The organism is Candidatus Paceibacterota bacterium (genome assembly GCA_035452965.1).
Classification (GTDB): domain Bacteria; phylum Verrucomicrobiota; class Verrucomicrobiia; order Limisphaerales; family UBA8199; genus UBA8199.
In genome coordinates this window covers 41,224-54,001 of the sequence record DAOTCE010000003.1, presented here as the reverse complement: position 1 = coordinate 54,001, position 12,778 = coordinate 41,224, and the positions used below count along the sequence as shown (strand labels likewise).

The 12,778-nt window shown below is 62.5% G+C and carries 9 protein-coding genes; 5 read left to right on the top strand and 4 right to left on the bottom strand.

From position 1 onward, the window contains the following. Positions 1-6: 6 nt before the first annotated feature. From P5205_04135 to P5205_04120, 4 genes are all read right to left on the bottom strand, one after another. The gene (locus P5205_04135; GenBank protein HSA09538.1) at positions 7-1,143 is read right to left on the bottom strand and encodes a cellulase family glycosylhydrolase; all 1,137 of its coding nucleotides are present in this window, start codon (positions 1,141-1,143) and stop codon (positions 7-9) included. Between the two features lie 19 nt (positions 1,144-1,162). Further along, positions 1,163-2,845: an arylsulfatase gene (locus tag P5205_04130; protein ID HSA09537.1), complete on the bottom strand. Its 1,683-nt coding sequence runs from the start codon at positions 2,843-2,845 to the stop codon at positions 1,163-1,165. A gap of 14 nt (positions 2,846-2,859) precedes the next feature. Beyond that, positions 2,860-3,825 (bottom strand): S1/P1 nuclease, encoded by a 966-nt coding sequence (locus tag P5205_04125; GenBank protein ID HSA09536.1) that lies wholly within the window; start codon positions 3,823-3,825, stop codon positions 2,860-2,862. Positions 3,826-3,895: 70 nt separating this feature from the next. Further along, entirely contained in the window at positions 3,896-5,656 is a 1,761-nt protein-coding gene (locus P5205_04120) for an arylsulfatase (protein HSA09535.1), read from the bottom strand. Between the two features lie 708 nt (positions 5,657-6,364). On the opposite strand from P5205_04120, the gene P5205_04115 reads away from it, so the two are divergent. From P5205_04115 to P5205_04095, 5 genes are all read left to right on the top strand, one after another. Further along, entirely contained in the window at positions 6,365-7,783 is a 1,419-nt protein-coding gene (locus tag P5205_04115; GenBank protein HSA09534.1) for an NAD(P)H-hydrate dehydratase, read from the top strand. A gap of 78 nt (positions 7,784-7,861) precedes the next feature. Beyond that, positions 7,862-8,869, top strand: a complete 1,008-nt coding sequence (locus tag P5205_04110; protein ID HSA09533.1) for a hypothetical protein — start codon at positions 7,862-7,864, stop codon at positions 8,867-8,869. A 346-nt stretch (positions 8,870-9,215) separates the two neighbouring features. Beyond that, positions 9,216-10,163 (top strand): methionyl-tRNA formyltransferase, encoded by a 948-nt coding sequence (gene fmt, locus P5205_04105; protein ID HSA09532.1) that lies wholly within the window; start codon positions 9,216-9,218, stop codon positions 10,161-10,163. A 535-nt stretch (positions 10,164-10,698) separates the two neighbouring features. Continuing rightward, the gene (locus P5205_04100; protein HSA09531.1) at positions 10,699-11,892 is read left to right on the top strand and encodes a DUF932 domain-containing protein; all 1,194 of its coding nucleotides are present in this window, start codon (positions 10,699-10,701) and stop codon (positions 11,890-11,892) included. A 220-nt stretch (positions 11,893-12,112) separates the two neighbouring features. Next, positions 12,113-12,775 (top strand): class I SAM-dependent methyltransferase, encoded by a 663-nt coding sequence (locus P5205_04095; GenBank protein ID HSA09530.1) that lies wholly within the window; start codon positions 12,113-12,115, stop codon positions 12,773-12,775. Positions 12,776-12,778 lie beyond the last annotated feature (3 nt).

Here is a 12,778-nt window from a genome sequence, read left to right as displayed (position 1 = left end):
CATGAATCAGCGCCGTGCGCGGGAAGTTACGGCCTTGATATACTCGGTCTCCGCCGGGTCGTAGGGCGACCCGTTGGCGCGGAAGATATCGTGGAACCAGACCGGCGGTTCGGCCCGATACTCCTTCTTCCACGAATCCCAGGGATAAATCGTTTGCGACTTCCCATTCACAAATCCCCAGTTGTAAGCGCCGACATTATCCTGCTGAAAATAGCCGAGGATGGGATCAAAGCGGCTGCCGTTCGGGCGCGCCATGTACTCGGTGCAGAGAATCGGCCGGTTGTAGCGCCGCAGATTCTGCACGCACTTCTTCGCTTCTTCCAGATTCCCATAGGAGTGGAAGCTGATCACATCGGACTCCTCGATCTGGAATCGCTCCATCGGAGTCAGTTTGGCCGGGTCAGCCCAGTTGCCGATCCAGACGCCGGAGGTCAGTGGCTGCGAAGGGCGAACCTCGCGCGCCCAGCCGCAGGCCTTTTCTAGCAATGCCAGCGCGACTTCCGCCTTATTCTTCAGCTCAACGTCGCGATACTGCGGCACAGGATTATCCGGCTCATTGAAGACGTCCCAAACCTGCACGCGCCGGTCGTTGCGGAAACGGCCGACCACGCCTTGCACATAGTCCTTCAGAACATCCTGGCGGGCCGGGTCGCGCAGCACCTCCGCGCCGGGGCTCTGGACCCAGCCGGAATTGTGGATATGCGGTCGCGGCTCCCGCTGCCGGCCCAGCCTGGGAAACGGATCCCACACGCCGTCGAACAGCACAAACATGACGCCGATGTCGTGCTTCCGGGCCAGGTCCAGAAACTGGTCCATCCGCTTGAGAAAGCCCTTCTTATCCTGCTGCCAGAGCAGGTCATGGAGAAAGACGCGCACGCTGGTGAAACCCAGGTCGGCAGCCCAGCCGAGCTCGCGGTCAATCGTCGCCGGATCCCACGTGTCCGCCTGCCACATCTCCAGTTGGTTAATGGCGGTGCTGGGGATGAAGTTGCAGCCGACCAGCCAGGGTTGCGACTTGTACCAAGCCTGGCTCTCGGGTGGGGTCCATTGCCGGGCTTGGGTGCCAGCCTCGTCGCGCGGCACAGTGCCGCAGCCAATCAGGCAAACTACAAGCGCAGTGATAGGTAGGTGTTTGATATTCATAATCAGTGTTTCGGGAGCATTACTTTGGTTGAATCTCTTTCCAGCCGCCCAGGGGCAGAACGTTGGCGCGCGCGGCCCAGGCATCCCACTTGGCCGAGAGCTGTTGAACTTCCTGTGGGTGCGTCGCGGCGAGATCGTGCATTTCCGTGCGGTCCTTCTCCATATCGTAGAGTTCCCAAGGCTGATCGGCCTTGGCGACAAGCTTCCAGCGGCCTTCGCGGACGGCGCGGTTGCTTTCGTGTTCCCAGAACAAAGGCGCGGTGCGTTTGAGCGGCTTGCCCTGGAAAGCGGGCAACAAGGAGATGCCTTCCATGGGCTTGATCGGCTTGCCCTGATATTCACTGGGGTAGGCGGCGCCGGACAGTTCGAGGCAAGTGGCCATGAAATCTATGAGGTGGCCGGGCTGGGTTTCGAGTTTGCCGCGGCGGGCGGCAGGGATGCCGTCCGGCCAATGCACGATCAATGGCGTGCTGATGCCGCCCTCGTGCACCCAGTGTTTGTATTCCCGGAAGGGGGTGTTGGAAACGTTGGCCCAGTCGCGGCCGTAGGCGATGTAGCTGGTCGCCGGTCCCGGCATCACCTGGCGGCCGGATTTCACGGCACGGCCGTCGCGCGTCTGCATCGGCAGCCGGATGCGGGTCTGGAGGGTGTCTGGGCTCATCGGCTTGAGCTCGGCAGCGGACGGTAGAGGCAGGCGGGTGCGGCCCATGTCCTCGGCGCAGGCGCCGTTGTCGTTGAGGTAGAAGATGACTGTGTTGTCGAGGCGGCCGGAGGTCTTGAGTTCGGCCAGGATGCGGCCGATGCCCTGGTCCATGTTGTCAATCATGGCGGCAAAGACTTCCATGCAGCGGGCTTCCCAGCGCTTGCGCTCCACGCTCGACCAGTCGCCGACGGTGGGGGCGCAGTCCCAGTCGGGGTTGATGAGGCCAAGCTCTTTGAGCCGCGCCAGGCGCGCCCGGCGAATGGGCTCATAGCCCTGGTCATACTTGCCGCGGTACTTGGCGATGTCCTTTTCCAGGGCCTGCATAGGCCAGTGAGCCGCGGTGTAGGCCAGATACATGAAGAACGGCTTGTCCGGCGATTGCTGCTGATGCTGCTGGAGGAAGCGCACCGCGTTATCGCTGAGCGCGTCGGTATAGTAGAACACCTTGGGCTTGTACTCGGGATCATTCTCTGGCGTGATGTAGGTGTTCTGGCGGCAGAGCGCGGAGGGATCGAAGAAGTTGCCATAGCCGCGGATGGTGCCGTAGAACTTGTCGAAGCCGCGCTGGAGAGGCCAGTTGGAGTTGTCGTCGGTGGGGCCATCCTTGTTGGTGACGTGCCACTTGCCGCACATGTAGGTGCGGTAGCCGGCGGGGCGCAGGACTTCGGCGAGGGTCACGCACTCGCGGTTAAGGTTGCTGCGGTAGCCGGGATGGCCGCGATCCACCATCATGTGGCCGACGCCGGCCTGGTGCGAGTAGAGACCGGTGAGCAGGGCGGCGCGCGTGGGGCAACAGCGGGCGGTGTTGTAGAACTGGGTAAAGAGGAGGCCGTTCCCGGCCAGCGAATCAAGGTTCGGCGTGTTGATTTCACCGCCGCAGCAGTGGAGGTCGGAGAAGCCGATGTCGTCGGCGAGAATGAGGAGGATGTTCGGCCGGCTCGCGCTCTGAACAGGCAGGAGGCTGAGCAGGAGGCAAATAGTAAGTGCTGCTATTCTCACAAGTTAGCTCCCGGTCACCAGGCTTGTTTTAAGGCGTCCCTCAGGCGCAGGCCGGCGATGGCGAGACGGCGCCGCATCGCAGTTTGCGTGTCGCGGACGTAGTCCGCCGTCAGGGCCGGAACGGCGGAGGTGGGAACTTTGCCGGACTTTACGTCCGTGGCCAGCGCCCACTTGACGCGGTTCTCCGCGTAGCTGAAGTCCACGGCGACGCGGTAAGTCTCCTGGACCCAGGCGGGGATGGCACGGTTCTGTTGATACTCCGGCAGCCGGGCCGGCTGGAGTTCAGGCGCGGCGGCCAGGCTATCTGCCAGGGCCATCACGCCTGAATAGGATGAATCGGCACCGGGCGCATAGTCCCAGTAAGTGTGAAGGTTGGCCACTTCTCCGCGCTCGTCACGCACCAGGAAAGAGCCGCCGAGGCCATGTCCCTTGGGCTTATCCCGGGTGACCAGATTGGCGGTATGCAGCGGTTGGTGCAAATCGCCGAACAGGTGCAGCGCCACGCACAGGCTGACCGCCCGGTCGCGCGCGCTGGCTTTCGGTTTCCGCAGGGTGACCAGTGCGTTGGACAGGACCATTTCGGCATTCGGTTTGGCAATAACGAACTTGTCCAACGAGACAGGCCCCCTCTCGGCGGGCCGCCGGAACGGATGGCCGATGGCATGGGGATACACATCGTACTTGGTGATCGAGCGCGGCTTGGGCGGCTGGCCCTGCTTGGCGGGGCGCACCAAGTCCAGCCACACTGCACCGGTCAGGAAGGCCCAGTGGTTCGTGTCCACGCCAGGAGGAGTTTGGGCGGTAAGTATCTGCTTGTAGTGCGGATGTTGACGCAACAGGTCTGCGGCGGCCTGGCGCTCGGCCGCGTCCATCTGACGCCACGCCAACTCCGCTACGGTCCGGTGCCCGAGCCCGTTCCACGCTGCTGCGGGAAAGGTCCACAGAAGCAGCGCGATCAGGATATACAACGTGTTTTGCATGATACTGTGCAGCAACGGGAATCAATCGTGCCCGATGATAGTCTAATTAATGTTATGTTGGCTGACGGGATCAAGGGAGAAGTTGGACGGTGGCGTAGAAGGCGCCGCAAAGGTCCTTCCCGGCGCGGTCCGTGAACCAGGCCTGCAATTGCGTCGGGCCGGCAGGGAGCCTGGCGCGGAAGGTGACGGCTTTGTCGCCGGCAGCGGCTTTGGCGGACAGTTCGTGGCCGGCCACCATCAGCCTGGCTCCGGTAATGGGCAGCGCCCGGCTGGGCGTGCCGTTCGGTGCCGCCAGGGCGGTGTCCACCTCTGGCGGCCAGCGGCGCACGCTGACTTCATACTCGCCGGCGCGCTCGACGCGCACGTTCCAGTGCCCGCCCCGCGGTCCGCCATTGGCCTGCCGGACATGCCGCGAGTTGTCCACATAGACATCCTGCCAGTCTGAGCTGGTCAGATTGACGACCGGTTGCGCCGCCGCACCGAGGCTGGTGGTCACAAACCCGCCCGACAGCGGCTCCAATTCCTTCCACCAGCTTTCGTAGTGCGCGCGCAACTGCGCCACGATGTCGGAGCGCTTTTCCGCCACGTCCGCCGACTGCGCCCGGTCGGCGGTGGTGTCGTAAAGCTCTTTGCCGTGAACCAACCGCCATTGGTTCCAGATGACGGCGGATTCCCACTTCTCCAGCCGGGCGCGGCTGTATTGAACCACCAGCTTGCGGTCGGGAAGCTGCCCCCGCCCATGCAGGAGACCGGCGAGGCTCAGGCCGTCGAACCGGGCGGAGGCAGGCGCTTTCACTCCGCACAGCTCAAGCAACGTCGGGAGAAGATCCTGAATCTGCGTTGGAGTGGAAAGGTCGCGCGGTTCGCCCAAACCGCCGGCCGGCCAGCGTATCCAGCATGGCACGCGGTGCCCGCCATCATAGAACGTGGTCTTCCCCTCGCGCAGGCCGGCATTCCACACCTTTACGCCCGCCGTCCCGCCATTGTCGGTCATGAAAATGAGAATGGTGTTGTCGCGCAAGCCGGTGTCGCGCAGGAACGTTTCGAGCCGGTCCATGTTCTCGTCAATATTGGCAATCATGCCGAAGAATTTGGCCGGGCCTTTCCCTTCGTAGCTGTATTTCTGAGGCGCGTCGAGGGCGGTAGCCTCGTAGGGCGCCGTGTATTTCTTCGGCGCGTCGAGCGGGATATGCGGAGCGTTCAGCGGGAGGTAGCAGAAAAACGGCTGGCGCGCCTCGCGTCGTTCCTTCATCCAGGCCATGGCGCGGTCGAACCAGAAATCGGTGCAGTAGCCGGTGAACTTCTTCTCAACTCCGTTGTGCAAGTAACGCCCATCCCAAAGCGTGTTGGCAAACTCCGGTGCCGAGGTGAAACCCCAGCCGCGGATGTGGACCGCTTCCTGGAAACCGCGATCCACCGGGCGATGGGGATAATTGTCGCCCAGATGCCACTTGCCAAAGAGGCCCGTGCGATACCCGGCGGCGGCAAACATCTCGGGCATCGTCGGAATGCCGGGCCGGATGAACGATCGGCCGCCCGTGACGGAGGTGGCGCCGTTGCGCACAGCATCCAGGCCGGTGAGCAATTGGCCGCGCGTCGGCGTGCACATCGGCGCGACGTGGAAGTCGGTGAACCGGACGCTTTGCCCGCGCAGCCGATCGAGGTTCGGCGTCTTGAGCACCGGGTTCCCATAGCAGGAGAAATCCCCCATGCCCTGGTCGTCGGTGAGGACAATCAGGACGTTTGGCCTGCCATCGGGAGCCGGCGCTGCTTGCATCCAGGAGCAAATGCATCCCAGGAGCATCAGCATCAGGGCACGACGTGGCTTCATTCAGCGGTCGCCTTCAGCGCCAATGGCTCTGTTGAAACTTGATCCCATCTACTGATACCAGCATGGGGGTTGCGGCACATTCTGCGCAAGGTTAAGCCATGCCGATTCAAGGCGGCCATACCCGCAAATTGGGGTATAAAACAGAATGGTGGGCCGTTTCGCAATGCCTGCCCATAACGCAGAATCCAACCCAGCTGGTGTCGGTCAGAATCGCCTCACCGGGCAGATGGGCGCAAGACCTACGCCTCCAGCTAGGTCTATCCGGCCACAGCCCCTGACTGCCGCCCCAACTACTGGCTCCGCCCCTTCCCCGAACCTCAGCCAGCCGACCCCAAGCCAACTACGGCGGATGGACGGCGGCAATCCAGCGGGACCCCGGTGTGTATCCCATGGGGAGCGCTCCCCATGGGATACACACCGGGGTATCACGCGTTTCACAGCGTTGCCGCACCAGCACTTCCGGCTGTGGCGTTGTGTTCGGGAGCCAACACTGTCTCAAAAATGGACACAACGCCGATTTCCACTAAGGAGGCTATCCGGTCCAGGAACACGGGACTGTACCTCTACGGATTGCGGTAGTTAGCCTATTCACGTGGTCGTTCGAGAGATTTGCGTCTCTTGTTGCGCAGTAAGCAGGGTGTCGGATTATCAGCATGGATGGTGGCTTTGTGCTTTCGTCGCGGGCGGGAGCGTGTATGTTCAAGCGCCATGCCAGTATCGGTAATCAGCATTGCACAGATGCGGGACTGGGAGCAGGCCACTTGGGCAACTGGTCAAACAGAAGCGGAAGTCATTCGCCGAGTCGGGCTTTGCGTTGCGCGGCAGGCCTTGCAGATGACCCAGGCGGGGGACCTGATCTTGATTCTCGCGGGCAAGGGTCACAACGGGGAGGACGCCCGCTGCTCACGCGAACACCTAGCCGAGCGGCGGGTCGAAGTTCTGGATGTGACGGAGACGCCAGCAGACCTGGGGAAGCTGGACACGCTGCTGCAAGCGCAGCCGGCGTTGCTGGTGGATGGTTTGTTCGGCATCGGACTGAATCGGCCGCTGGAACCGGGCTGGGTAGGTCTCATTGAGCGCGTCAACCAGGCGCGGGTGCCGGTGCTGGCGGTGGATGTGCCTTCGGGTCTCAACGCCGATTCAGGCGCGCCGCAGGGCGCGGCCATTAAGGCTGCGGTGACGCTGGCGGTGGGCGCCCCGAAGACCGGCTTGCTCGAGGAATTGGCCAAGTCGTTTGTGGGGCGGCTGGAAGTGGCAACGGATGTGGGGTTGGCACCGTGTCCGCATGTCAGCGAGGTGCAGTGGACGTTGCCGGCAGATTTCGCGGGATTCCCTCCCGCGCGGGCTGCGGCCACGCACAAAGGCGATTATGGCCACCTGGCCATCGTGGCGGGCAGCTTGGGTTATCATGGCGCAGCAATACTGGCGGCGCGCGGGGCGCAGCGGGCGCAGCCGGGGCTGATCACGGTGCATACGCTCGAAACTGTATACCATGCGGTGGCTCCGCAATTGCAGGCGCCAATGGTGTCCGTGTGGCCGCCGACCGGCAAGCTGCCCGGCTCGCACGACATGGTCCTGTTGGGCCCCGGCCTGGCGGCGACTGACATGCCGGTCGAGATGAAGCTGCTGACGCGGCATTTGTGGCGGGACACATTCCTGCCGGTGGCGGTGGACGCCACCGCGCTGGACTGGCTGCCGATGGACCCGGTGCCCCGGAATTCTGTGCGCGTCATGACCCCGCACCCGGGGGAAGCGGCGCGGCTGTTGCGCACGACACCGCAACAGGTGCAGGCGAACCGTTTGAACGCTTTGCGCAACGTGTCACGACGGTTTGGCAACGCGTGGGTCGTGCTCAAGGGCCATCGAACGCTCATCGGGCGAAGTACGGGAACGGTCTTTGTTAATCCGTCCGGCAACCCGCATCTGGCGCAAGGCGGCAGCGGGGATGTGCTAGCGGGCTACCTCGCGGGCTTGCTCGTCCAACCCGATTTGCGGACTGACCCCGAGCTGGCGATTCGCTACGCGGTGTGGCAGCACGGCGCCGCGGCGGATTACCTCACCGCGACGCGGGCGAACTGGGTGGTGGAGGACCTGGTCCAGGCCATTGGGGCGGTTGGCAGTCGGTAGCCGCGAGGCCAGAACAGGAGGCCGGATGAGAGACCGCGGGCCGCGCAATTTTGCTTCCTATGGCCGGAACCATTTGCTATGCAAGTAGGCATGGTGCGCAGATTGTGCTTAATCGTGGCTGTGTTGGCTGGCGGATGGCTGGTCAGCCAGGCTTACGCCGAGACGTTCAAGCTTGCCAACGGCGAGACATTGACCGGCGAAGCGCTGGTCAGCTCGGCCAGCGATGCCGGGGTGCAAATCAAGGTGGGGGATGGCAAGTACGAGAGGATTCCGTGGGCCAATTTCTCGCAGGAAGACCTGAAGAAGTTCGCCAAGATTCAGAAACTGCAGCCGCTGGTGGAGCCGTTTATCGAAGTGACGCAGGAGGAGAAGATCAAGAAGACCGAGGTGAATATCAAGCAGCCGCCCCGTCTGGAACTACCGGCCAGCGGATCCCTGCTGGGAGCGCTCTTCTCGTCGGGACCCGGTCTCCTGATAATGCTGCTGCTCTACGCGGCTAACATTTATGCCGGGTATGAAATTGCGATCTTCCGCGCCCGCCCGCCAGCGCTGGTCTGCGGCGTGTCGGCGGTGCTGCCCTTTGCCGGCCCGATCATCTTTCTGTGCATGCCCACCCTGATCGCGCCGGCCGCGGAAACCTGGGAACCGGCGCCCGAGGCGGCGCCAGCGGCTGGCGGGGCGGAAGCGGTCAATCCGATGGCCGCCGAGGGGGCACAGCACCCTACGGGTTTGCGGCTGGCAGGCTCAGGACCGTCGGAGGCGGCGGCGGCAGGGCACATCGAGGGTGCGGAAGCGAAACCCAGCGTGCCCGAGACCATAACCTATCAGCGCGGACAGTACACCTTTAACCGGCGGTTCATCGAGACGAAGTTTCCCGGCTTCTTTGGCGTAATACGCCGCGACTCGGACCGGGACATGGTGCTTATCATCAAGTCGGCGCGCGGCGAACATATCGGTCAGCGGATCAGCCGCATCGCGGCCAACGATCTCCACCTCGTGGTGCAGCGCGGCCACGCCTCGGAGGAAGTCATGATCCCCTTCGTGGAGATCAAAGAGATTGTGGTGAAGCACAAAGACGCGAAGTGAAATGCCGCGGCAGTTTGGCACCCTCACCGCCAGCGAACTGTATTGCCCGAAGTGCGGTAGCGCCCAACCGGTCCGCGAGCGCCTCCTTCTGGTGCTGCCCTCCGGTGAATTGTACGAGTTCCTCTGCGCCCGTTGCGCCACATCGCTAGGGAAACGCACGGTGACCGGTCCGGCGGTGGCGGCGACTCGACCACGACCACGGGCACCGCGCCCCGTCTCAGGCCGGCGATTGTTGCGATGAGCGGGGCCGGCGGCGCAGGCGGCGCGCCGGCTGCGAGGTTTTCGGGTGGGCACGGTTGGTGGATTTCACGCTTCGACTGGCGGATCTTTGCGTTAGCATACCTGTATGGCTGCCTTGCGAATCGTCTTCATGGGCACGGCGGAGCTGTCTTGTGACAGCCTGCGGAGGCTGCTCGAATCGCCGGCGTTCCAGATGGTGGCCGTTGTCACGCAACCGGATCGTCCGAAAGGGCGCGCCTTCAAGCTCCAGCCCTCGCCGGTGAAGGTGCTGGGGTTACAAGCACTGCTGCCCGTGTTGCAGCCCGAGCGGGCGCGGAGCGAGGAGTTTTTGGCGCACCTGCAAGCGCTGCAGCCAGACTTGATTGCGGTGGCGGCTTATGGCCAAATTCTGCCGGCGAGCATTCTGAACTTGCCGCGCTTTGGTTGCCTCAACGTCCACACCTCCCTGCTGCCACGCTATCGCGGTGCGGCGCCAATCCAATGGGCAATCCTGAACGGGGATGCGGAGACGGGCGTGACGATCATGAAGATGGACGCGGGTCTGGATACCGGTGAAATCGTGACCCAGGCCCGGACGCCGATTCGCCCTGAAGACGACGCGGAGGCACTGCACGACCGCCTTGCCGGCATGGGCGCGGAGCTATTGGTGCGGACCATACCCGAGTATGTCGCTGGCAGGATCACGTTGCAGCGTCAGCCAGCGGAAGGAGTCAGCCACGCACCTAAAATCAGGAAGGAGGACGGGCATATTGATTGGCGGCAGCCGGCGCTCGCCATTTGGAATCGCGTGCGGGGCCTCACGCCCTGGCCTGGGGCATTCAGCTATCTGCCCGGTCAACCCCGGCCGCACCTGCTCAAAATCTGGCGGGCGGAGGTCGCAACGTGCTCCGGCCCGGCCGGCGAGGTACTGCAGGCCGACAAAACCGGCATCGTGGTGGGCTGCGGTCAAGAGGCTCTGCGGATACTAAGGTTGCAGCTCGAAGGCGGACGGCGCCTGGAGGCGCAGGCATTCCTGGCCGGTCACCCGCTGCAACCCGGCCACAAGTTGGGTTGAAGCTTCTGCTGCTGTCTCGCGCGCGGTCCCTTGCGACGAGCACCCACGCCACACTGGCACGGATGAAAGCAGAACCATCGCTATTCCTATTCCCCAGTGTCCCGCCAACCTCCCGGCACATTCACGTCTGGCGCCCGCTAGGATTTTCCTGGGGCAGGTGTCGCCTATCCGACGCCTGCGCCAACCAACATCCCCCGGGACAGACTTGCGCGAATGAGCCGGCGATACCTGACAGGGCCCAGACAGCTTGGCCCCATCTCGTCAAAATTCCCAATGTCCATGCGGGTTTTGGCTGTCGCCGCAGATGACGGCGTGTTGGCTGGATATACGACAGGCGCGCCACAAGGCTCTCGGCAACATGGCTGACGAACGGGATGATCGAACGAATCGGTTCATCTCGCCACTTGCCCACTCAAGGGCGTCACGTTGACAACACTCGGATTCGGTGCAAGCGGTAATATCGGTATCTTGTTGAGCGACGTGCCCGACGGGGTGCTTAGAAAGACAATATGCTCTGGAAAGGGAAAATCGCGGTATGCTGATAAATCACTCGACTACGGAAACAAGTCCTCACCCCACCGACATCGAAGGAGAATTGCGAGATGACTTAGCCAGACTCAGGAATGAGTTAGCCAGACTCGAAAACGCAATTGAATCGCTAGATCCTTCAAGCGGACACCTGACGGGAATTTCGACGGCGTCTGGGGCGATTGCAACGGCTGGGTTGGATTGGGAAGTGGTCAAGGAACCACTTCGACTAAATGACTGTCACTCCGCCAGCCCGCAGGAGAAAAATCATGTCCTGGTCCGGACCAGCCCGGGAAGCGGCCCGAATCGAGTCATACTGGGACGCGTCGCGGAGGATTACACGCCCTTACAGAATCGAGAGGCGCTTGCATTGCTTGATCCGCTCGTGCAAGCCGGGACTGCCGAATATCACTCCGCCGGCGCGGTAGATCATGGGCGGAGGGTCTGGGTGCTTGGCCGGCTGCTCAAGCCCGCTCGGATCAAGGGCGCGGATACTCTCGATAGATACTTGCTGCTGGTAAACAACCACACTGGCGCTTCGCCTCAGGTGCAGATGCGGTTAATGCCGCACCGGTTATTCTGCAGCAACATGCTGGCTGCGGAGATAGAGATGGGGCGAAAAGTGTCCATCACGGCAGCGGGGGACGTTTACGTGCAGTTACAACAGGCGAAAGAGAGTGTGCGTCAGGTTGAACAGAACTACTCAGCCATTGAATCCGTGTTCCGGCGCATGGCCGATACGCCCATGACCACTGACGGAGCGGCTGAGTACGTGAAGGAAGTGCTGCCTGAGCCGGTCCAAACGAATCCAGAGGAGGAGCACGATCCGCTGCGCAGGCTCCGCGAGCTGGCAAACACCCTGTTTGAGACGGGCAAAGGTAACGACCAGCCGGGGATTCGGGGGACCCTTTGGGCTGCTTACAATGGCATCACTGAGTTGGTGGATCATCACATACCGGACGAGTCTCCGGAGGCCAGGTTGGGGCGCATTTGGTTCGGCAGCGGCCACGAGATTAAGATCAGGGCCTACACTGTAGCCATAAGGTGGCTGCGAGTGGCTACCCGGGCCGAGAATTGGCGTTCTGTCGGCAATCGGAAGGAGCTTCCCCGGGCAATCAGACGCACCGCGGAGCTGCCGGTTGTGCACCCTTCTGGCTCCATGCAGAAGCAAGCCGCGGAGCTTTGCGCAGCGCTTCCTTGATGCGGGTCGGTTGGTAGCCAGGTCGGCGTCAGGAGCATGGGGTGGGCCAAAGTGCGGTATGGCCCAGGGAAGCAGAGAGTTAGTTTGGCTATGCATGTGCGAATACATGTCTTCGCCTCTGGCGCTGCCTTCCTTGCTGTTTCCACGTTCAGGCGTCCAACCTGCCGGCAGCCCATATGCAGGCTTTCCGGGCGAACCACACACCTGCTAAGGTTCTCCTGTGGGCACTAAGTACGTCCGACTCAACGCACGACTCTACCGCTACCTCTGCGGCTGCCGCAGCGACGCGGCCGATCCGCTCCTGCAGGAACTCCGCACGGAGACTGCTGCGCTCGGGCAAGAAGTGAGCAAGTGCCAGATCAGCGACGAGCAGGGAGCCTTTCTGAGTCTTCTGGTCGCGGCGACGGGCGTGAAGTCCGCGATCGAGGTTGGGACGTTCACCGGTTATAGCTCGTTGTGCATTGCGCGTGCTTTGCCTCCAAAGGGTCGGCTCATCTGTCTGGATGAGAGCGCCGAATGGACGGCGGTGGCGCGGAAATACTGGGCAAAGGCCGGCATGCAGGATCGAATTGAACTGCGACTCGGCAAGGCCATTCCCCGGCTGAAACGGCTTGAACCGGGGGTGATGTTCGATTTTGCATTCATTGACGCAGACAAGACCCAATACGACGCCTATTACGAACTGCTCCTGCCGCGCCTGAGACGCAATGGCCTCCTGCTTTTCGATAATATGCTCTGGGGCGGCAGGTTGGGGAAAGGCCTGGTGAAGGAAGCTACCGGACGCGCGATTGATGCCTTGAACCACAAGCTGGCCCTTGACGCACGGGTGGAAACCGTGCTGCTTTCGATCGCGGACGGCATTCAACTCTGTCGTAAACGATGAAAT

Excerpts from the sequence above, each read along its gene's own strand:
- P5205_04120 (HSA09535.1), bottom strand. The coding sequence starts at position 5,656 with ATGAAGCCACGTCGTGCCCTGATGCTGATGCTCCTGGGATGCATTTGC.
- fmt (HSA09532.1), top strand. The coding sequence starts at position 9,216 with ATGGCTGCCTTGCGAATCGTCTTCATGGGCACGGCGGAGCTGTCTTGT.
- P5205_04115 (HSA09534.1), top strand. The coding sequence starts at position 6,365 with ATGCCAGTATCGGTAATCAGCATTGCACAGATGCGGGACTGGGAGCAG.
- P5205_04100 (HSA09531.1), top strand. The coding sequence starts at position 10,699 with ATGCTGATAAATCACTCGACTACGGAAACAAGTCCTCACCCCACCGAC.
- P5205_04135 (HSA09538.1), bottom strand. The coding sequence starts at position 1,143 with ATGAATATCAAACACCTACCTATCACTGCGCTTGTAGTTTGCCTGATT.
- P5205_04110 (HSA09533.1), top strand. The coding sequence starts at position 7,862 with ATGCAAGTAGGCATGGTGCGCAGATTGTGCTTAATCGTGGCTGTGTTG.
- P5205_04125 (HSA09536.1), bottom strand. The coding sequence starts at position 3,825 with ATGCAAAACACGTTGTATATCCTGATCGCGCTGCTTCTGTGGACCTTT.